The sequence below is a fragment of the Actinomadura monticuli genome, assembly GCF_041463655.1.
GTDB classification, from domain to species: Bacteria; Actinomycetota; Actinomycetes; order Streptosporangiales; family Streptosporangiaceae; genus Spirillospora; species Spirillospora monticuli.
On record NZ_JAXCEI010000015.1, the window covers coordinates 127879 to 148122 of the forward strand.

Consider the following 20244-nt stretch of genomic DNA (forward strand, 5'->3'; position numbering starts at 1 on the left):
ATCCGGGACGTCAATTATTTTGTCGTTCAAATATTGGTCGTCAAAGTAACGGTCAGGTGGAGGGGCGATGAGCGACTACCCGGCGTACGCGCCGTCTGAGGAGCATGAGCTGCTGCGGGCTACGGTGCGTGAGCTGGCCGAGGCCAAGATCGCTCCTTTCGCGGCGGAGGTGGACGAGGAGTCGCGGTTCCCGCAGGAGGCCCTGGACGCGCTGGTGGCCAATGGCCTGCATGCGGTGCACGTGCCCGAATCGTACGGGGGTGCGGGGGCGGACGCGTTGGCGACGGTGATCGTGATCGAGGAGGTCGCGCGTGCGTGCGGGTCGTCGTCGTTGATCCCGGCGGTGAACAAGCTGGGCACGGTGCCGGTGCTGCTGGCGGGTTCGCGGGAGCTGAAGGAGAGGTATCTGGGGCCGGTGGCGCGGGGGGAGGCGATGTTCTCCTATGCGTTGTCGGAGGCCGATGCGGGGTCGGACGCGGCGGGGATGAAGACCCGTGCGGTGCGTGATGGTGATGCGTGGGTGCTCAACGGGGCGAAGATGTGGATCACCAATGCGGGGGTGTCGGAGTTCTACACGGTGATGGCGGTGACCGATCCGTCGGCGGGTGCGCGGGGGATCTCGGCGTTCGTGGTGGAGAAGTCCGATCCGGGGGTCTCGTTCGGTCCCAAGGAGCGCAAGCTGGGGATCAAGGGGTCGCCGACCCGGCAGGTGATCTTCGAGGACACCCGGATCCCGGCCGATCGGATCATCGGCGCCGAGGGCACCGGCTTCAAGACGGCGCTGGCGACGTTGGATCACACGCGGATCACGATCGCGGCGCAGGCGCTGGGGATCGCGCAGGGGGCGCTGGATTTCGCGCTGGGGTATGTGAGGGAGCGGCGGCAGTTCGGGAAGGCGATCGCCGATTTTCAGGGTGTGCAGTTCATGCTGGCCGATATGGCGATGCGGTTGGAGGGGGCCCGGCAGCTGACCTACCACGCGGCGATCAAGTCCGAGCGGGCGATGGGCGGGGAGAAGGTGGCGGATCTGACGTTGGTGTCGTCGGCGTGCAAGGCGCTGGCCTCGGATGTGGCGATGGACGTGACCACCGACGCCGTCCAGCTTCTGGGGGGGTACGGGTACACGCGGGAGTTCCCGGTGGAGCGGATGATGCGCGACGCCAAGATCACCCAGATCTACGAGGGCACCAACCAGATCCAGCGCATGGTCATCGCCCGCCAGCTCCTCAAGTAGCCGGCAGCCGCACCTCGAAGAGCGCGCCGCCGCCGGGGGCCTCGCCGACGGTGAGGCTCCCGCCGTGCGCCAGCACCAGGTCCCGGGCGATGGCGAGGCCCAGCCCGGCGCCGCCCTCGTCCCGGCTGCGGGCGTCGTCCAGCCGCACGAACCGCTCGAAGATCCGCTCGCGGTCGGCGGGCGGCACCCCCGGCCCGTCGTCGGCCACGTGCAGCACCGCCGCGCCCGGTTCCTCGCGCAGTGACAGCCGGACGGCCGCGTCCGCGTGCCGCTCGGCGTTGTCGAGCAGGTTGCCGACGACCCGCGCCAGCCGTCCCGGGACGCCCATCACCTGCGGGTCCCCATCGATCGACGCCTGGACGGCGATCCGGTCGCCGGCCGCGCGGCGGTCCAGCTCCTCCCGCACCAGCCGGCCCAGCGCGACCGGACGGGCCGGCGGGCGCTCGCCCGCGTCGATCCGCGCGAGGAGCAGCAGGTCGGCGGCGAGATGCTGGAGCCGCACGACGTCCTCGACGAGGCCGTCCACGTCCAGCAGCTCCGGGTGCGCCGCCGCGACCTCCAACTGCGTGCGCAGCGATGCGATCGGGCTGCGGAGCTCGTGCGAGGCGTCCGCGACGAACCCGCGTTGCCGCGCCACCGACTCCTCCAGGGCGGCGAGGGTCTCGTTCGTCGTGGCGGCGAGCCCCGCGATCTCGTCCCGCGCGTCCGGCACGGGCACCCGCCGGGCCAGGTCGCCGGACGCGGTGATCTCCGCCAGCTCCGCCCGGACCGCCTCCACCGGACGCAGCGCCCGCCGGGTGACCAGCCACGTCACGCCCGCGACGATGGCGAGCAGCAGCGGCAGCCCGGTGAGCATCGCGCGGGTGACCGTGCCGACCGCGTTCCGCGTGGCGGCCAGGTCGGCGCCCGCGTACACGGTGACCGTCTCGTCGCGCGGGGTCGTCACCTCGACCGCCGCGAACCGGTAGTCGGCGGTCCGGCCGTCCACGGTCGCGCTGCCGGTGGTGAGCTCCGGGTCCCGGTCCGACACCTGGCCCCGTCCCGGATCGTCGCCGTGCCTGTCACCGCGGCCGTGCCCGTCGTCCTCGCCGTGGCCGCGCGGGGACGCGCCCGGCCGCACGGCGGGAGCGCCGGTGCCGTGGACGGCCTGCAGGCCGCTGCTCACCGCGAGGACACCGCCGTCCTCGCCCACGACCACCACCGGCACCTCCTCGGCGTCCGGCAGGTCGAGGCTCCCGTAGGGCGTGCCCGCCGCCAGCCGGGACGCGACCTCCCGCGCCGCCACCTCGGCCCGCAGGTCCGCCTGCCCGGCGAGGTTGGCGCGCAGCAGCAGCACCACCGCGAGCCCGGCGACGACCAGCGCGACCGCCACCACCGCCGTCGCGGCCGCGGTCGTCCGGGCCCGTACCGACCCCGGGAGGCGGGCCATGTCAGGCGCCCCCGTCCCGGGCCAGCCGATACCCCGCGCCGCGCACCGTCGTGATCGACCGGCGCCCGAACGGGACGTCGAGCTTGCGGCGCAGGGCGCTCACGTAGACCTCGACGATGTTGGGGTCGCCGGCGTAGGCGAAGTCCCAGACAGCCTCCATGATCTGCGCCTTCGACACCACCTGCCCCGCGTTCTCCGCCAGGTGCTCCAGCACGGCGAACTCCTTGGCGGTCAGCTCCACCTCCGTGCCGCCCCGGAACACCCGCCGCGCCGCCGGGTCCACGGTGAGGTCGCCGAGCGCGATGACGGGCGCGGCGCCCCGCGTCCGGCGGCGCAGCAGCGCGCGGACGCGAGCCACCAGCACCACGTACGAGAACGGCTTGGTGAGGTAGTCGTCGGCGCCCGTGTCCAGGCCCTCGGCCTCGTCGTACTCGCCGTCCTTCGCGGTCAGCATCAGGATCGGCGTCTCGTCGCCCTCCGCCCGCAGGGCCGCGCACACCCGGTAGCCGTTCATCCCGGGCAGCATGATGTCGAGGATGATCAGGTCGTAGCCGCCGCCGAGCGCCCGGTGCAGGCCCTCCGCGCCGTCGTGGACGGTCTCCACCACGAACCCCTCGGCCGACAGCCCCCGGGCGAGGGACGTGGCCAGGCGTTTCTCGTCCTCGACGATGAGCAGGCGCATGCCCTCAGAGTGCCAAACGGCACCTGAAGGGGGCTTCAGGTTGGTTCAGGATCGCTACAGGAACGCGCGGCACCGTCGATCTCGCAAGGGGAGACCACACGGAAGGCGGGACCCGATGAAGATCGACGCAAGGCGCATGCTCACCGGACGCAGGCTGCTGGTGACGGCCGTCGCCGCGGGCGTGCTGGCGGGTGGCGGGACGACGGCCGCCTTCGCCGTCGCGCACGCTGACCCCTCGCCGAGCGCGTCCCCGTCCGATGGGCGGCATGACGGCCGGCCGGAGGCCGCCGAGGCGGCCGTGTCGATCGCGCAGGCGGCGGACGCGGCGCTGAAGGCGGTGCCCGGCACGGTCGCCGAGGTGGAGCTCGAGGACGAGAACGGCAGGACCGTCTGGGAGGTCGACGTCCTGTCCGGCAGCGGGGAGCGGCGCGATGTGACCGTCGACGCCGGCGACGGGAAGGTCCTGGCCAACCGCGCCGACGACCGCGGCGGCGACCGGGGCCGCGACGGCGACCACCGCGGCGGCGACGACGGGGACCACCGCGGCGGCGACGACGGGGACGGCGGCGCGGCCGCGCTGCGCGGTGCGAAGGTGGCGGCGCCGGCCGCGGTGGAAGCGGCGCTGAAGGCCGTCCCGGGACGCGCCACGTCCGCCGAGTTCGAGCACGAGGGCGGCAAGGCCGACTGGAAGGTCCGCGTGACCGGCGAGGACGGCGCCCGCCACGGCGTCATCGTGGACGCCGCGACCGGCGAGATCCTCGCCAAGAGGACCGCCGAGAAGGACGGCCGCGGGCACCGGGCGGACCACGGGAAGAGGCACGGCGACGGGCACGGCGACGGGCACGGTGACAGGCACGGAATGGACCACGGCGAGGACTGACGATCTCGGGGGCCGGGAAGGAGAGCGGGGGGGAGGTGCGCATGAGCGAACAGAGACCGGCCCCCGGCATCGACACCAGTGTCTCGCACGTGGCGCGCATCTGGAACTACTGGCTGGGGGGCAAGGACAACTACCCGGTGGACCGCGAGGTCGGCGACCAGATCCTCGGGATGCTGCCGGACGTGGCGCGGCTGGCGCGCGCGTCCCGGCTGTTCCTGAACCGGGTCGTGTGGCATCTGGCCGCCGAGGCCGGCATCCGCCAGTTCATCGACATCGGGACGGGCCTGCCCACGGTCGACAACACCCACGAGGTCGCCCAGCGGGCCGCGCCCGAATCGCGGATCGTCTACGTCGACAACGACCCGCTCGTCCTGGAGCACGCGAAGGCCCTCCTCACCAGCACTCCGGAGGGCCGCACCGCCTACATCCACGCCGACCTGCGCGAGCCGGAGGGCATCCTGGAGGGCGCCGCCGAGACGCTCGACTTCGGCCGGCCGATCGCGTTCACGCTGATGGGCGTCCTGGAGTTCCTGCCCGACGAGGACGGGCCGTACGGGATCGCGCGGCGGCTGCTCGACGCGGTGCCCTCCGGCAGCTACTTCGCCATGTACGACGGGACGAACGTCGTCCACGGCGAGGCGTCCGACCGGATCGTGGACGTGTGGAACGCCTCCGGCAACGCGCCGCTCGTGCTCCGGACGCCCGAGCAGATCGCCGGGTTCTTCGAGGGCCTGGAGGTGCTGGAGCCGGGGATCGTCCCGGTGACGCACTGGCGACCGGACGCGCCCGGCGAGCCGGAGGCCGTCGACGCCTACGGCGGCGTGGGCCGCAAGCCGTAGCGCGTCCGCCTTGACATGCAGCCATTTGGTTGCCTAACGTTTCAGGCAACCAAATGGCTGCATGTTGGGACGACGGCATGGACGAGGTCTTCAAGGCGCTCGCCGACGCGAGCCGCCGCCGGCTGCTGGACGGGCTGAACGCCCGCAACGGCCAGACCCTCCGCGAGCTGTGCGCGGGCCTGGACATGACCCGGCAGTCGGTCAGCAAGCACCTGGCGGTCCTGGAGGCCGCCGGCCTCGTCACGACGCTGCGCCGCGGGCGCGAGAAGCTCCACTACCTCGACGCCGCCCCGATCAACGCCATCGCCGACCGGTGGATGAGCCGGTACGACCGGGAGCGGGCGCGCGCGCTCGCCGACCTGAAGACCGCATTGGAGCAGGCCCCGATGACCGCGAACGAGTTCGTCTACACGACCTACGTCAAGACCACGCCGGAGCGCCTCTGGGAGGCCCTCACCGACCCCGCCTTCACCCGCCGCTACTGGGGCGTCGCCTTCGAGACCGACTGGAAGCCCGGCTCCACGATCACCTGGCACGAGGAGAGCGCCACGACGGCCGACACCGAGCAGGTCGTCCTGGAGGCCGAGCCCGGCCGCCGCCTCTCCTACACCTGGCACACCTTCACGCCCGAGTGGGCGAAGAGCGTGGGCGTGGACGAGGAGACGCGCCGGAAGCTCATGGCCGAACCCCGCTCCAAGGTGACCTTCGACATCGAACCGGCCGGCGAGACGGTCAAGCTCACCGTCGTCCACGAGGCGGGGGAGACGCTCCTCGGCATGTCCCGGCACGGCTGGCCGCACGTCCTCTCCGGCCTGAAGACGCTCCTGGAAACAGGCGCCCCCCTTCCCACCGCCTGACCCGAAACTGATCTCCGGCCATGCGCGCGGCAGCAGACCCTGGCCGGTGAGCTCTGGCCAGGGTCGGGCTGGGCGGGCGGGGGCCGCCTCCGCGGAGGCGGAGGCGGGTCAGAGGCGCATGCCGCTGCCGCCGGATTCCTCTTCGCCGTCGGTGGTGGGCTCCATCTCCAGGTACTCGTCCTCGGGCCAGAGTTCGTCGGCGAGGCCGGCGAGGTACTCCTCGTCGCCCGGGTCGAGCTCGGCGGTCATGGACTCCGGATGGGCGTCCTCGGCGGGCGCCGGGCCGGGAGCGGGCCTCGGCGGCATCGGGCGGAGCAGGCTGGGCAGGCAGAGGCCGAACATGGCGAGCAGGGACACGAGGACCAGGACTGTGATCACACCACACCGTCCTTTCGCGGTCGAGTTCCACATGATTCTTGCGTAAGTAGCAAAACAGTTGAACGTTATCGGGACGGTCCGCCGGATGGCAGCCCGACATGCGGGCCGCCGGGGACAATGACCCCGTGAGCCCCGTGAACCCCCTCGACCCTGTGCACCCCGTGGAGTCTCATGTGGACGCGCGTGCGCGCGAGCTGGCGAGGATCATCTGGGATCACCTCGTCCTGTCCGGCCCCCTCTCCCAGGCTGACGTGATCCTCGCGCTGGGGTGCCACGACACGCGGGTGGCGGCGCACGCGGCGAGGCTTTGGCACGAAGGATGGGCGCCGCTGGTGATCGTCTCGGGCGGGCGCGGGAAGATCACCTCCGGGTGGGACGAGACGGAGGCGCGGGTGTTCGGGCGGGTCGTGCGCGAGCACGGCGTCCCCGAGGGCGCGCTCCTGCTGGAGGAGACGGCGACCAACACGGGGGAGAACATCACCGCGTCCCGGCGGCTGCTGGAAGAGCGGGGGATCGCGGTGGAGCGCGGGATCCTGGCGGCCAAGCCCTACATGACGAGGCGGGCGCTCGCGACGGCGCAGCGCCAGTGGCCCGGCGTCGGCTGGTCCGCCTCCGCGCCCGAACTCGGGTTCGAGGCGTTCGGCGCGGACGAGCGCCAGTTCATCGAGCTGATGGTGGGCGACCTGCAGCGGATGGTCGTCTACGCGGAGCGGGGCCACCAGGTACCGGCGCCGGTCCCGGCGGCGGCCTGGGCGGCGTTCGAGGAGCTCGCCCGGCTCGGCTACGACGGGCACGTGATCGGCCGACCCGTGCCCCCGGCGGGATCCTAGGCGGTCGTGACGGGACGGTGCGGGGCGATCACGCGGCCGTCGGGCAGCAGCTCGCCGGTGTCCTCGAAGACGACGATGCCGTTGCAGAGCAGGCTCCAGCCCTGCTCCGGGTGGTTGGCGACGGTGCGCGCGGCCTCGCGGTCCACGTCGTCCGGCGCCGGACAGTGCGGCTCGTGCGTGCAGATGGTCTCGTTCTGAGCGGTCACGGGGTTCCTCCACGGTGTCCCTGTGATTAAGGACATAGTGCAGCCTGCCGCCGTGCGTCCGAAATATGCAAGTGGATGGCGAATTCTTTACTGTTCGCCACGTGTGAGAGGCGACAAAGTCGGGCAATCCGGACGTTTCACCGCAGGAGGCCGCCGTCGGGTTCGTCGCCTCGGTCCACGTCCAGGCCCACGACGGTCGTGCAGCCCGTGCAGATCCACTCGGCGATGACGGCCTCGGAGTTGGTGGCGTGCGTCCGGTACGGGCGGTCGACCGTCCGGCGGCGCATCCCGTGGCCGCACGAGGAGTGCAGGAGCCGCCCGCAGGTCGGGCACGGCCACACGTCCTCGCGGCGCCGGTCGCAGCGGGGGCACAGCGGCGCCTCGTACGGCCCCGGCGGCTCCCCGAAGGCCAGCTCGTCCAGCCAGTCGTGCTCGAGGTCGAGGTACTCGTCCCCGGGCCAGTGGTGGTCGGCCAGCCACGCGAGGTACTCCTCGTCCCCCGGTCCGAGGACGGTCGTCAGGGACTCGGGGTGCCCGTTCTCCGGGCACGGTCGGCGCCTGCCGTGCCGCGCGGTGGCCAGGAGCGTCAGCAGGCCCAGGAGCGCGGCCGCGGCCAGGCCTGTCGCCAGGGGCATCGCGGCGTCCTCAGATGATCTTGTGGCGGGGAGGTCCGATCATGAATGCACTTCACAAAACGCTGCGAACGCTACAAGAAAGGGTTGACAACGGAAAAGTCGATCAGAAAGATCCTTTACTGAATCATGACCGGGCCCGGTGTCCGAAACCGGGCGGTCACCGCGTCCGCAACCGCGCGGCCTGCGGGAACCGGGCCTCCGACCCTCCCGGACGGCCCGCGCCCGGCGGCGCGGTTTCACTCTCCGCTGAATCCGGGTTTTCCCGGAGTCGATCAGTCCTTCCGGCCGAGCACGGCCACCATCTGCGTGTGCAGCGGGTGCTCCAGCGGACCGGGCGGCCCGTCCGGGCGCCACTCGGTCACGTGCGCCACCCCGGGCTCCAGGATCGTGAGCCCCTCCATGAACCGCTCGATCTCCGAGGAGGGGCGGAAGTAGGAGCCGCCGAGCCCCGACTGCAGGATGCGCTTGGCCTCCTCGACCCGCGGGTCGTTCCCCGCGTCGTGCAGGTGCGTCAGGACGACGTGGCTGCCGGGCGCGAGGAACGGGAGCAGCGCCTGGACGACGCCGGCCGGGTCCCGCTCGTCCGGCACATGGTGGATGACCGCCGCCAGCACGACCGCGACCGGCCGCGACATGTCGATCAGCCTGGCCAGCCCCGCGTCGGCGAAGATCTTCGCGGGCTCGTAGAGGTCGCCCTGGATGAACGTCGCGACGCCGTCCTCGGTGAGCAGCGCCCGCCCGTGCGCCAGGACGATCGGGTCGTTGTCGACGTAGACGACCTTCGCGGCGGGGTTCGCCGACCGCGCGAACTGGTGCACGTTCGACGAGGTCGGCAGCCCGGACCCGATGTCGACGAACTGGTCGATGCCCAGGTCCCGCGCCATGTAGGTCACGGCCCGCTCGATGGCGACCCGGTTGCCCCGCGCCACCACCGGAGCCTCCGGCACGAGCTGCATCACCATGTCGGCCACCTCGCGGTCGGCCGCGAAGTTGTCCTTGCCGCCGAGGAAGTAGTCGTACACCCGCGCGAACGTCGGCGTGGAGGGATCGATGCCGGGAGGCGCGCTCTCGGGGAGATCATCGGCCACGATCTGCGGCTCCTTCCGTCCTACGCCCGCACGGCCCGCGCCAGGCGATCCTGAGGCCCCAACCCTAAGCCGAAACCCCTTGCCCGTCGGACGGTTCAGCCCATCCTTCGCGCCCGCCGATCACCGTTTCCTCGGGCGCGCGGCCGGGGTCCAACCCGGAGGGCAGCCGGTAGATGCGGAGGGCCAGCGGACTCTGCCATGCGTGGTCCGAGTCCGGTGGGGTGCGGTTTTCCGCAGGGCGGGGGTGCGGGAACCGGCCGGGAAGGCGGGCGGTGTTCTCCATGGTGACGGGCCCGGCCGGTTCCTAGCGTCGTAGCCATGATCGGAATGGTGAACGCTGTGTCCGGAAACGGCCCCACCGGCGGCATCGCGGGCTGGGCGACCGACCTGATGGACAGCCTGGGCGCGCCCGGCGCGGGGCTGGCGATCGCGCTGGAGAACCTGTTCCCGCCGCTGCCGAGCGAGGTGATCCTCCCGCTCGCCGGGTTCACGGCCGCGCAGGGCGGGATGAGCCTGACGTCGGCGCTCGTGTGGACGACGCTGGGCAGCGTCGCGGGTGCGCTCGCGCTCTACGGCATCGGGGCGCTGATCGGGCGGGACCGGGTCCGCGCGCTCGTGCTCCGGGTGCCGCTGGTCAAGGTCGCCGACCTGGACCGGACGGAGGCGTGGTTCGCGCGGCACGGCGCCAAGGCGGTGTTCTTCGGCCGCATGATCCCGATCTTCCGCAGCCTGATCTCCGTCCCGGCGGGGGTGGAGCGCATGCGCGTGGCGACGTTCGTCCTCTACACGACGCTCGGCAGCCTCCTGTGGAACACCGCGTTCGTGCTGGCCGGGTACGGGCTGGGCGACAACTGGCGGACGGTCGAGGAGTACGTCGGCGTCTACTCCAAGGCGGTGGTCGCGCTGGCCGTCCTGGCGGCCGTGGCGTTCCTCGCCGTACGTATCGTGAAGGCACGGCGGGCCGCGGACCGGCGGCCGGCAGGGGCGCACCGGGCGGAGACAAGAGAACGCGAACGTGACCGAATCCTCTGAAACCTCTGAACCCTCTGAAACCTCTGACCCCTCTGCCGCCGTTCGCCGCGGCCCCGCGATGGCCGGGCGGGTCGTGGCGGGGCTGCTCCTCGGCGCGGTCTCCGCCGGGCTGGAGCTGATCCTGCTGGCGTTCGCGGCGCTTCTGCTGGCGTACTCGCTGGCGTTCTCGCGTGGCCGGCGGACGGTCCCGGCGGCCGTCGCGGACGGCGCGGAGTTCGCGACCGAGCTGGAGCGCCGCCGGCTCCGCGCCTTCCTGGGCGAGGACCTGGCCGTCCGGTACGGGCCGCTGAGAGCGCTCGCGTATCTCGTCCTGCGGGTCCCCGTCGGGCTGCTCGGCGGGGTGATCCTGCTGCTGGTCGCCTACGGGGCGGCGGTCGCGGTGCGGCTGGCGGTCGGCTGGTGGATCACCGGCGACCACCTCGACGGGATCCCGCCGCACTGGTGGATCGTCCTCTACACCGCCGTCGCGGGCGTGGTGCTGCTCTTCCTCGCCGTGCAGGGGCTGGTCGGGGTCGCGGCGCTGGAGCGGGCCGTGGCGCGGCGCTGCCTCGGGCCGAGCCCCCTGGTGGAGTACGAGCGCCGCATCGCGCAGCTGTCGGTCACGCGGGCGCAGGTGGTGGACGCGGTGGACGACGAGCGCCGCCGCATCGAGCGCGACCTGCACGACGGCGTCCAGCAGCGGCTCGTCGCGCTCGGCATGCTGATCGGCCGTGCCCGCCGCGCCGGCGACCACGGGGCGGGCGGACACGAGCGGGCCGCGGAGCTGCTGCGGCAGGCGCACGAGGAGGCGCAGCGGGCCCTCGCGGACCTCCGGGAGGTGACCTGGCGGGTCTATCCGGCCGCGCTGGACGGCGAGGGGCTGCACGCGGCGCTGGAGACCGTGGCGGAGCGGTCCGCGGTGCCGGTGACGATCGACTACGACGTGCCCGGACGTCCGCCGCACGCGGTGGAGACCGCCGCGTACTTCGTCGTCTGCGAGGCCGTCACGAACGCCGCCAAGCATTCCGGCGCCGTCACCGTGCGGGTCGGCGTCAAGGGGTCCGGGACAATGATCGGCGTGCGGATCGAGGACGACGGGGCGGGCGGGGCGGACCCGGGCGGCGGCGGGCTGGCGGGGCTGGCCCGCCGCGTGGCGGCGCTGGACGGGACGTTCGCCGTGCACAGCCCGGCGGGCGGCCCGACCGTGATCATCGCGGAGCTGCCGTGCGGGTGATGCTGGCCGAGGACTCGACGCTGCTCCGCGAGGGGCTGGTGCGGCTGCTGGCCGAGGAGGGCCACGAGGTGGCCGCGGCCGTCGGCGACGGCGACGCGCTGCTCGCCGCGATCGCCGCGGCGGGCGAGCAGGGCCCGCCCGACGTCGTGGTCGTGGACGTCCGGATGCCGCCGACGCACACCGACGAGGGGCTGCGCGCCGCGCTGGAGATCCGGCGGCGCTGGCCGGGCGTCGGGGTGCTCGTCCTGTCCCAGTACGTGGAGAAGAGGTACGCGACCGAGCTGATCACCGCGGACACCTCCGGGGTCGGCTACCTCCTGAAGGACCGCGTCGCGCAGGTGGACGAGTTCCTCGACGCGCTCGACCGGGTCGGCGCGGGCGGCGCGGCGTTCGACCCGGAGGTGGTCCGGCGGCTGCTGGCGCACAGCGCGCACGCCGACCCGCTGGCCCGCCTCACCCCGCGCGAGCGGGACGTCCTCGACACCATGGCGCAGGGCCATACGAACGCCTCGATCGCCGCCAGCCTCCACATCTCGCAGAGCGCCGTCGAGAAGCACATCAACGCGATCTTCGACAAGCTCGACCTTTCGCACGCCGCCGGGTACAGCCGCCGCGTCCTCGCGGTCCTCCGGTACCTGGGAACCTGAATGACCCGTCCAAAATCGGACTAACGGGCATAAGTCGGGTATGGGTTCTGGATCGATCCTCAACGTGGAGGGAGAGATCGTGGCGGACACCAACCGAGGCGTCGTCTACCAGGCGCCGGGCGAGGTCACGGTCGAGGACCTTGACTTCCCCAGGCTCGAACTGGCCGAGCAGGACGGCCGCAAGCTCCAGCACGGCGCGATCCTGAAGGTCCTGGCCACCAACATCTGCGGCTCCGACCAGCACATGGTGCGCGGCCGGACGACCGCGCCCGCCGGGCTCACGCTCGGGCACGAGATCACCGGCGAGGTGATCGAGACCGGCAGGGACGTCGAGTTCGTCAAGGAGGGCGACCTCGTCAGCGTCCCGTTCAACATCGCGTGCGGCCGCTGCCGCAACTGCAAGGAGCGCCACACCGGCGTGTGCGAGAACGTCAACCGGGACCGGCCGGGCGCCGCCTACGGGTACGTCGACATGGGCGGCTGGCACGGCGGCCAGGCCCAGTACGCGGTCGTCCCGTACGCCGACTTCAATCTGCTGAAGTTCCCCGCCGACCGCGACACCGTGATGGCGAAGCTGCCCGACCTCGCGATGCTGTCGGACATCTTCCCGACCGGCTACCACGGCGCCTACACCGCCGGCGTCACCACCGGCTCGACCGTGTACGTGGCGGGCGCGGGACCGGTCGGCCTCGCGTGCGCGACCGCCTGCCTGCTGCTCGGCGCCGCCGTCGTGATCGTCGGCGACATGAACGAGCAGCGGCTCGCGCAGGCCCGCGGCTTCGGCTGCGAGACGATCGACCTGTCGGAGCACGCCGACGTGGGCGCGCAGATCGAGCAGATCCTCGGCGTCCCCGAGGTGGACGCGGCCGTGGACTGCGTCGGGTTCGAGGCGCGCGGCCAGGGCCACGACGGGGCGCGCGAGGAGCAGCCCGCGACCGTCCTCAACACGCTGATGGGCATCACCCGCGCCGCCGGTGGGATCGGCATCCCCGGCCTGTACGTGACCGGCGACCCGGGCGCGGCGGACGAGAACGCCAGGGTCGGGCAGCTCGGCCTGCGGATCGGGACCGGCTGGGCGAAGTCGGAGTACTTCGTCACGGGCCAGTGCCCGGTGATGTCCTACAACCGGCAGCTGATGATGGCGATCCTGCACGACCGGACGCGGATCGCGCGGAACGTCAACGCGGCCGTCATCCCGCTCGACCAGGCTCCCGAGGGGTACGCCGAGTTCGACCGGGGCGCGGCGCGCAAGTACATCCTCGACCCGCACGGGGTGCTGGGCGCCGCGGCCTGAGGGAGGCGGGCTCGCGACCGCGAGGCCGCGGGCCCGTCACCCGATGCCGCCGGCGATCCGCAGCGCCATCGCCATGATGGTGAGCTGCGGGTTCACCTCGGGGCACGTCGGCAGGACGGAGGCGTCCGCGACGTGCACGCCCCGCACGCCCCGCAGCCGCCCGGACGCGTCGACCGGGGCGGTGGCCGCGTCCGCGCCGAGCCTCGCCGTCCCGGTCGGGTGGAAGCCGGCGAGGTGCAGGTCGGCGCGCGTCGCCGCCGCGACCGCCCGGGTCAGCGCGGCCTCGTCCCGGACGGCGGGGTCGCGGGCCAGCCCGGTCAGCACCTCCTCGGCCCCGGCGGCGAACAGGACCCGCCCCATGGCGACCATCGCGCGCCGGAGCCGCCCGGCGCCCTCCCGGGTCAGGTCGTAGCGGAGCAGCGCGCGGTGCCGGGCGCCGTACACCCGGCCGGACGGGGCGTCCGCGATCATCGCGCCGAGGACGGCCAGGTGCCGGGCGCCGTCCAGCTCGCCGCGCAGCCCCCGCCCGATGCCGGGCAGCGGGAAGGAGGTCATCCCCGGCGGGGTCGCCGTCGCCTCGATGAGGATGCCGTCGCCGTGGAGCTCCTCGATCCCGACGCTCTGCATCACGCCCGACCACGACTCGACCGGCTCGGCGAAGCGTCCCGCCACGTTCGTCGCGGGATGGACGGCCATGCCCCGGCCCAGCTCCGGATGCCCGCCGAGACCCGAGCGCCGCAGCAGCAGCGGCGTCTGCGTGGCGCCGGCCGCGACGACGACGCGGGACGCGAGGATCTCGAACGCCGTGCCGTCCGGGCGGCGCGCGCGCACACCGGTCGCGGCCCCGCGCTCGACGAGTATCCGCTCGGCCCGCGCATGGGTCACGATGCGCGCCCCCGCCTCGCACGCCTGCGGGAGCGCGTTCAGGTGGACGCCGTACTTGGCGTTGTGGGGGCATCCCACGGCGCACTGCGCGCTGCCCCTGCAGCCCGGCGCGTTGCGGCGCAGCGGGGCGGCCCGCCAGCCGAGCCGTTCGGCGCCCGCGAGCGCGAGCAGCCCGTTGCGGCCGAGCGGCCCGACCGGCTGCCGCGCGACGCGCAGGGTGGCCTCGACCTCGTCCAGGTCGGCGCCGAAGCCCTCCACCGGGACGCCGAGGGACGCCCAGCGCCGCAGCACCCGGTCGGGCGTCCGGTAGCAGGTCCCGCTGTTGACGACGGTCGTCCCGCCGACCGCGCGGCCCTCGGGCAGCAGCACGGGCGGGCGTCCGAGCGCCACCGTCGCGCCGCCGTCCCGGTACAGGTCGAGGAACCGGTCGAGCGGCGGGCGCTCCCGGAACTCGCCGGCCGTGAACCGCCGCCCCTCCTCCAGGACGACCACCGTCATGCCGCGCCGGGCGAGGGTCCGCGCCGCCATGGCGCCGCCCGCGCCGGACCCGATCACGACGGCGTCGGCGGTCGTGCAGGCGGGCCACCCGGCGGACGGCGTGCAGTCCAGCGCGGCGTCGGGCCGCACCAGCCCGCCGGGCGGCGGCGGGCCCGGCAGCAGCCCGGTGCCGGCGGCCAGCAGCAGGGGGATCTTCACCGTCTCCACGATCCGGGCGGTGGACGCGCGCGACGTCAGCAGGGCGCAGAACGCCTCCCGGCGGCCCGCGTCGAGGCGGTCCAGGGGCCGCCCGGTGGTGAGGCGCGACAGCGCGTCCAGCGTGCCGGCGCCCGCGGCCAGCCCGAGCCGCGCCGGGCCCGGCAGCGTCCGCGTGATCGCCTCCGCGCCGGCGGCGACGCGGGCCAGTTCGTCCGCGTCCTCGATACCGAGCAGCATCGAGATCGTCCCGTCCATGGTGGTCACCGCAGCCCCACCTCCGCGTGGCCGGTGCCGTCCAGCCGCCACTCGCGCTCGGTCTCCCAGGAGCGTCCCGCACGGCGCGCCAGGACGATCCGCACGTCGGCGCGCTCGGAGTTGTGGCAGACCGCCGGGGCGCCGTTTGGGTCGGCGTAGTCGACCCGGACGGACTCCTCCGGCCGCTGCGTCACCTCCACGCGCAGGTACCGGTCACCGATCCGTCCCCGGACGGTCCAGGTCGGCAGCCCGATGCCGGCGCGCAGCCGGAGCGCCGCGAGCAGCGGGTCGCCGGACGGCAGGTCCCGCCCGTCCACCCGCAGCCGGACGAACGGAAGCGGGGGCAGCCGGTCGAGGCCCGGCCGCGTCGACACGGCCGCCACGATCTCGCACACGTCCCCGCCGCCGAGGTCGGCGTGCAGCCACGCCCACCGGCGCGCGTTCCCGTGCCCGTAGATCCGGGCGGACGCGCCCGGCGCGGCCGCCAGCTCCAGCGTCCGGTCGCCGAAGCGCACCAGGCCGTCGTACGCCGCCGCCGGCTTCGGGACGATCTGCGCCGCCGGCAGCAGCTCTCGCTCCCACGCCCAGCGCGGGAACGTGCAGACCGGCCGCCCTCCGCCCGACTCGCGCAGGTCCCAGGAGATCGTCCCGGCCGTGCCGGTGAGCCGCTCGGCGGTCTGCGCGACGGGCCCGGCCGCGAACGCGGCGTCCTCGGGACGCTCCCACCCGTACGGGCCGAACCGTGCGAGCACGGGCCTCTCGCCGGGTGGGAACACGGCGGCCCACCCGTGCGCGCGCGCCCCGCCCTCGACCGGCGCGACCAGTTCGTGGTGGAGCCACACGCCGGTGCCGGTCGCCGGGTCGGTCAGCGTCGTGTACCAGACCTCCAGCCGCCCCGCCTGCCCCCGCCACCGCGACCGCATGGGATCGTCCGGCGGCGCGGGCACCCGGAAGCTCGCGAGGAACGCCGCAAGATCGCGCCGCAGGTGGAACCGCAGCCGGGCCTCGCCGACCACGCCCCCGTCCGCGTCGGTCACCGTCGCCGGCAGGACCGTCATGGACCGGACGGGCCGCCGCGCGGACACCGACTTCCACCCGTCCAGCCTGAGCCGCCGGCCGTCACCGGCGGTGAACTCCAGCGTGTACCGGATCCGCCGCGCCGCCACCGGCGCCACCCGCAGCCGCCCCGCGACCGGGACGTCCGCCCAGCCCGGCACGCGCAGCCGCCCGGCCAGATCGCCCTCGACGTCGCCCCACGGCCGCAGGACGCCCGGCAGGCGGACGCTCAGCTCCAACCGCATCGGGCGCTCCGCGTCCTCTCCGGCGAGCCGCAGGGTCCCCTCCATGACCTCCCTGAACGTCGTCAGCCGTCCGCTCATCGAGACCTCCCGGCGATCGCGGCGAGGAGGAGCACCGCGCCGCACGTCCCCTCGCTCCGGCACGGCGCGGTCATCGCGCGTCCAGCATGACCGACTCGGTTTCGGCGAAGTAGGCGCTCGCGGCGGCGCGGGCGCGCTCGGCGTCCCCGTCGCACAGGGCGCCGATCAGGGGGGCGAGGCGGTCGGCCGCGGCGGGCGGGTCGGCGAACGCGTGCGCGAAGCCCTCGCGGACGGTCAGGTAGGCGTTCAGCAGCGCGTTCACCATGAACCCGTACACCCGGTTGCCGGTGGCGGCCGCGATGACGCGGTGGATCTCGCACTCGACGAGCTGCGCCGCCTCGCCGCCGGCGGCCTCCCGCACCTCGGCGGCGAGCTCCCGCAGCCGCGCCCGCTGCGCGTCCGTCGCGTTCGCCGCCGCCTTGGCCGCGACCTGCGCGCCGACCTCGCGCCGCACCTCGAAGATCTCCGCCATCCAGGCCGGCCCGACGGTGCTGACCAGCATCGGCAGCAGCTCCGGGCCGCCGAGCCGCTCGTAGTCGCGGACCCGCGTCCCCACCCCGTGCCGCGTCTCCACCAGGCCCAGTTGCGCGAGCCGGACGATCGCGTGCTTCAGCGACGTCCGGGTGACCTCGTAGCCGGCCGCGAGCTCCCGCTCGGGCGGCAGGTAGGAGCCGGGCGGGTAGCGGCCGCTCAGCACGTCGTCGCGCAGCCGCCCGACGAGCGAGTCGACGACGGTGTCGCGGGGGATCGGCGTGGACGGCACCGGGGAACCTCCAGAGGTCTAGTGGCTCAGCCACTGGACCACGGAATGCGTTCCGGCGTCAAGACCGTGGCAGGCTGGAGGGCCGGGAAGGAACGAGAGGGGACGGAACACATGCTCGGCACGCTCGACTGGGGACCGGCGAACGCGCGGCCCGACCTCCTGGCGGACCCAGTCGCCGCCGCGATCGGCGCCCTGCCGGACGCCGAGGCCGCCCCGATCGACCCGGAACTCGCCGACACCGCCGCGTTCTGCGAGCGCTACGGCGTCCCCCTCGACGCCAGCGCCAACTGCGTGGTCGTCGCCGCCAAGCGCGGGGGCGAAGTCTCCTACGCCGCGTGCATGATCCTCGCCACCGGCCGCGCGGACGTGAACGGCGTCGTCCGCAAGCACCTCGGCGCCCGCAAGGCGTCGTTCGCGCCGATGGCGGACGCGACCTCGCTGACCGGCATGGAGTACGGCGGCATCACCCCGGTCGGCCTGCCCGGGGGCTGGCCGATCCTGGTGGACGAGGCCGTCGCCGCCGCCCCGCACGTCGTCATCGGCAGCGGCCTGCGCAAGTCGAAGATCCTCCTCCCCGGCAAGGCCGTCGCGGGCCTCCCCGGAGCCGAGGTCCTCGCCCTGGCCCTCTGAGACCGGCGCGCGGGCCCCCGCGCCGTCCCCGCGACCCGCCGGCCTGCGGCCATGCCCCCGACGCCTTGGGCCGCGCGCTGACGGACCCGGGCCCCTCCCGGGCGGGTCAGGCGCCCGCCGACCGGCGGCTCGCCTTCCAGGCCGCCTACCCGGTCGAGTCGATGGGGTAGCGGGTTCCGCCGACGGCCAGGGCCCTCTCGAGGAGCACGCGGTTGGCGGCGAGCATCCGCGGGACGGTCGCGCAGCCCGGCGAGGCCGTGCGCAGGACGCCGAACAGGACCGGGTCGTCCGGCAGGGCCGGCGCCGGGAGGCGGCCGGCCCGCAGCGGCTTGACCACGATGACGCCGCTCAGGCCCAGGTCGTCAGCCGTCATCCCGGCGAGCGTCGCCTCGATCACGGCGGCGGCGCGGGGGGCGGGCAGGAAGACCGTCCCCCACGGGTGCGGGCGCGCCCACTCGCCGAGCACGACCAACTCCGCCACGTCGGGGCGCATCCGGTCCGCGAAGTCGAGGTAGCCGAGGCGCTCGGTCTCCGCGGTGCCCGGCGGCGGCGCGCCTTCGTCCCCGTACAGGACGGCCTTGGCCTCGAAGGCCCAGCCGCCGTCCGCGGGCTTGACCTGGCCCGCGACGTGCTCGGCGCGCGCCTCGCGCAGGACGCGGAGCATGCCGGCGGCGTCCCGGCACGGGATCGTGCAGGCCAGCACATGCTCGGGTGCGGGGACGAGCCGCAGCGTCGCGGCCGTGATGACGCCGTGCCGCCCCAGCCCGCCGAGGACGGCGCCGAAGAGCTCGGGCCGGACGGAGGGCGAGCAGGACTCCAGGTCCCCGTCGGCGACCACGTCCAGGGCGAGGACGTTCTCGGCCTGCGTCCCGTACAGGCGGGACGTCCCGCCGACGCCGCCCGTGGAGATCGTCCCGCCGACCGTCGCGTCCAGGTAGTCGATCAGGACGGGCGGCGTCAGGCCGTGCGGCAGCGTCGCGTCGAGGACCTCGCGCCAGGTCGTCCCGGCCCCGGCGACGGCGTGCCGCGCGCCGACCTCGCGGACGCCGGCGAGCCCGCGCAGGTCGATCGAGACGCCGGTGGTCACCGACTGGCCGTATGCGGAGTGTCCGGCGCCGCGCGGGACCGCGTCCAGGCCGTCCGCCGCGGCCTCGCGCACGGCGGAAACGACCTCCTGCGCCGAGGCGGGCCGGACGGCGCGCGCGGGCGAGCGCTCGATGATCCCCCCGAAGTCGCGCATGCTCGTGCCCCCCGGCCGGTGACGGTGCCCACCGACCACGTTAGCGGGCGGGCGGCTAGTGGCCGCGCAGCCGGTCGGCCACGCGGCTGAGCGCGTCGCCCAGCAGGTCGATCTCCTCCGGCGACAGCACGTCGATGAGCGCCTCCCGGACGACTCGGCGGTGCCCCGGCCTGACGCGGTCGAGGGCGGCGGCGCCGTCGTCGGTCAGCTCCGCCCACACCGAGCGCCGGTCCGTCGCGCAGCCCGTCCGCTTGACGAGCCCGGCCCGTTCGAGCTGGGTGACCTGGTAGGTGAGGCGGCTCTTGGACACCATCACCTCCCGCGCCAGGTCCGACATGCGCAGCCGGCGGTCCGCCGCGGAGCGCAGCCGCACCAGCACCTCGAACTCGGCGTGCGACAGCCCGCCGTCGTGCTTGAGCTGCCGCTCGATCTCGTGGTCGATCAAGTGGCCCGCGGCGAGGAAGGCCGTCCAGGCGCGCAGCTCGCGCGGTTCCAGCGCGTCCCCCGCTTCGTTCATGCGGTGATTCTAGTTGGCATGAAAACACCCTTGAAGTTTCTAAATGGTCTGAATTTGAATCATCTTGGTCGGCGTCCCGCTAGGACCCGTTCCCATCCCCGACCTGGAGGAGACGAGGCATGCTCCCACCCCGCCGCCATCCCGCCCTGCCCGACACCGGTCTGCTGATCGGCAGGCTGGCGGTCGGCGCCGTCTTCGTCGCGCACGGCTGGCAGAAGCTCGCCGACGAGGGCCACGGCGCCGTCGCCCGGACGTTCGACCATCTCGGCATCCCACTGCCGGGGCTCGCCGCCGTCTACGGCACCTGGGTCGAACTGCTCGGCGGCCTCGCGCTCATCGCCGGCGTCCTGGTGCCCCTGGCGGGCGTCCTCATCGCCCTCGACATGGCCGGGGCCTTCTGGTACGTCCACATGGGCAAGGGGCTCTTCAACCAGGAGGGCGGGTACGAGTACGTGCTCATCCTCGGCGCCGTCTGCCTGCTCTTCGCCTTCACGGGCGCCGGCCGCTTCTCCGTGGACTCCGTTCTGTGGGGCCGCCGCCGCGAACCCGCGCCCGAACGGCGGTCCGTGCCCGCCTGACCGCCCTGATCAGGGCCGGGCCGCGCCACGCCCGGGGCCCGGCCCGCGGGAAATGTG

22 protein-coding genes are annotated in these 20244 nt (G+C 74.0%); 11 read left to right on the forward strand and 11 right to left on the reverse strand.

The window, feature by feature from the left end; genetic code table 11:
* Positions 1-67: 67 nt before the first annotated feature.
* A complete protein-coding gene (locus tag SM611_RS29230) occupies positions 68-1234 on the forward strand; it encodes an acyl-CoA dehydrogenase family protein (protein WP_371953514.1) in 1167 nt (388 codons plus the stop codon).
* On the opposite strand, the gene SM611_RS29235 is transcribed toward SM611_RS29230, so the two are convergent.
* The gene (locus SM611_RS29235) at positions 1227-2663 is read right to left on the reverse strand and encodes a sensor histidine kinase (protein ID WP_371953515.1); all 1437 of its coding nucleotides are present in this window, start codon (positions 2661-2663) and stop codon (positions 1227-1229) included. The two genes, SM611_RS29230 and SM611_RS29235, sit on opposite strands and share 8 nt — an antisense overlap.
* Position 2664: 1 nt before the next feature.
* Positions 2665-3345 carry a response regulator transcription factor gene (locus SM611_RS29240; RefSeq protein WP_371953516.1) on the reverse strand — a complete coding sequence of 227 codons (681 nt, stop codon included), beginning with the start codon at positions 3343-3345 and terminating at the stop codon, positions 2665-2667.
* 115 nt (positions 3346-3460) lie between these two features.
* Here SM611_RS29240 and SM611_RS29245 point away from each other — a divergent pair, with 115 nt between their 5' ends.
* The 3 genes from SM611_RS29245 to SM611_RS29255 are packed head-to-tail and all read left to right on the forward strand — an operon-like array spanning position 3461 to position 5921.
* On the forward strand, positions 3461-4225 hold the full coding sequence (locus SM611_RS29245) for a PepSY domain-containing protein (RefSeq protein ID WP_371953517.1): 765 nt from the start codon (positions 3461-3463) through the stop codon (positions 4223-4225).
* A 41-nt stretch (positions 4226-4266) separates the two neighbouring features.
* Positions 4267-5064 carry an SAM-dependent methyltransferase gene (locus SM611_RS29250; protein WP_371953518.1) on the forward strand — a complete coding sequence of 266 codons (798 nt, stop codon included), beginning with the start codon at positions 4267-4269 and terminating at the stop codon, positions 5062-5064.
* Between the two features lie 53 nt (positions 5065-5117).
* Positions 5118-5921, forward strand: coding sequence for an ArsR/SmtB family transcription factor (locus SM611_RS29255; protein ID WP_371953519.1), 804 nt, complete (start codon positions 5118-5120; stop codon positions 5919-5921).
* A gap of 108 nt (positions 5922-6029) precedes the next feature.
* Here SM611_RS29255 and SM611_RS29260 read toward each other — a convergent pair whose 3' ends face one another.
* Positions 6030-6299, reverse strand: coding sequence for a hypothetical protein (locus SM611_RS29260; RefSeq protein ID WP_371953520.1), 270 nt, complete (start codon positions 6297-6299; stop codon positions 6030-6032).
* A 125-nt stretch (positions 6300-6424) separates the two neighbouring features.
* On the opposite strand from SM611_RS29260, the gene SM611_RS29265 reads away from it, so the two are divergent.
* A complete protein-coding gene (locus SM611_RS29265; protein ID WP_371953521.1) occupies positions 6425-7129 on the forward strand; it encodes a YdcF family protein in 705 nt (234 codons plus the stop codon).
* On the opposite strand, the gene SM611_RS29270 is transcribed toward SM611_RS29265, so the two are convergent.
* From SM611_RS29270 to SM611_RS29280, 3 genes are all read right to left on the reverse strand, one after another.
* On the reverse strand, positions 7126-7314 hold the full coding sequence (locus SM611_RS29270) for a DUF5999 family protein (RefSeq protein ID WP_371953563.1): 189 nt from the start codon (positions 7312-7314) through the stop codon (positions 7126-7128). The genes SM611_RS29265 and SM611_RS29270 overlap by 4 nt on opposite strands.
* A gap of 158 nt (positions 7315-7472) precedes the next feature.
* Positions 7473-7970, reverse strand: a complete 498-nt coding sequence (locus tag SM611_RS29275) for a hypothetical protein (protein WP_371953522.1) — start codon at positions 7968-7970, stop codon at positions 7473-7475.
* Positions 7971-8242: 272 nt separating this feature from the next.
* The gene (locus SM611_RS29280; RefSeq protein WP_371953523.1) at positions 8243-9058 is read right to left on the reverse strand and encodes an SAM-dependent methyltransferase; all 816 of its coding nucleotides are present in this window, start codon (positions 9056-9058) and stop codon (positions 8243-8245) included.
* A 318-nt stretch (positions 9059-9376) separates the two neighbouring features.
* On the opposite strand from SM611_RS29280, the gene SM611_RS29285 reads away from it, so the two are divergent.
* From SM611_RS29285 to fdhA, 4 genes are all read left to right on the forward strand, one after another.
* The gene (locus SM611_RS29285) at positions 9377-10090 is read left to right on the forward strand and encodes a DedA family protein (RefSeq protein WP_371953524.1); all 714 of its coding nucleotides are present in this window, start codon (positions 9377-9379) and stop codon (positions 10088-10090) included.
* A 58-nt stretch (positions 10091-10148) separates the two neighbouring features.
* On the forward strand, positions 10149-11303 hold the full coding sequence (locus SM611_RS29290) for a sensor histidine kinase (protein ID WP_371953525.1): 1155 nt from the start codon (positions 10149-10151) through the stop codon (positions 11301-11303).
* A complete protein-coding gene (locus tag SM611_RS29295; protein ID WP_371953526.1) occupies positions 11294-11950 on the forward strand; it encodes a response regulator in 657 nt (218 codons plus the stop codon). The genes SM611_RS29290 and SM611_RS29295 overlap by 10 nt, the downstream gene beginning before the upstream one ends.
* A 79-nt stretch (positions 11951-12029) precedes the next feature.
* On the forward strand, positions 12030-13244 hold the full coding sequence (gene fdhA / locus SM611_RS29300) for a formaldehyde dehydrogenase, glutathione-independent (RefSeq protein WP_371953527.1): 1215 nt from the start codon (positions 12030-12032) through the stop codon (positions 13242-13244).
* 36 nt (positions 13245-13280) lie between these two features.
* On the opposite strand, the gene SM611_RS29305 is transcribed toward fdhA, so the two are convergent.
* From SM611_RS29305 to SM611_RS29315, 3 genes are all read right to left on the reverse strand, one after another.
* Complete coding sequence (locus tag SM611_RS29305) at positions 13281-15080, reverse strand: GMC family oxidoreductase (protein ID WP_371953564.1); 1800 nt, start codon at positions 15078-15080, stop codon at positions 13281-13283.
* Between the two features lie 5 nt (positions 15081-15085).
* Positions 15086-16459 carry a tocopherol cyclase family protein gene (locus SM611_RS29310; RefSeq protein ID WP_371953528.1) on the reverse strand — a complete coding sequence of 458 codons (1374 nt, stop codon included), beginning with the start codon at positions 16457-16459 and terminating at the stop codon, positions 15086-15088.
* Positions 16460-16529: 70 nt separating this feature from the next.
* On the reverse strand, positions 16530-17222 hold the full coding sequence (locus tag SM611_RS29315) for a FadR/GntR family transcriptional regulator (protein ID WP_371953529.1): 693 nt from the start codon (positions 17220-17222) through the stop codon (positions 16530-16532).
* A 111-nt stretch (positions 17223-17333) separates the two neighbouring features.
* Here SM611_RS29315 and SM611_RS29320 point away from each other — a divergent pair, with 111 nt between their 5' ends.
* A complete protein-coding gene (locus tag SM611_RS29320) occupies positions 17334-17852 on the forward strand; it encodes a YbaK/EbsC family protein (protein ID WP_371953530.1) in 519 nt (172 codons plus the stop codon).
* A 145-nt stretch (positions 17853-17997) separates the two neighbouring features.
* Here the strand turns inward: SM611_RS29320 and SM611_RS29325 are convergent, their stop codons facing one another.
* Entirely contained in the window at positions 17998-19092 is a 1095-nt protein-coding gene (locus SM611_RS29325; RefSeq protein ID WP_371953531.1) for an FAD-binding protein, read from the reverse strand.
* 55 nt (positions 19093-19147) lie between these two features.
* Positions 19148-19609 (reverse strand): MarR family winged helix-turn-helix transcriptional regulator, encoded by a 462-nt coding sequence (locus SM611_RS29330; RefSeq protein ID WP_371953532.1) that lies wholly within the window; start codon positions 19607-19609, stop codon positions 19148-19150.
* 119 nt (positions 19610-19728) lie between these two features.
* On the opposite strand from SM611_RS29330, the gene SM611_RS29335 reads away from it, so the two are divergent.
* Complete coding sequence (locus SM611_RS29335) at positions 19729-20187, forward strand: DoxX family protein (protein WP_371953533.1); 459 nt, start codon at positions 19729-19731, stop codon at positions 20185-20187.
* Positions 20188-20244: the final 57 nt, after the last annotated feature.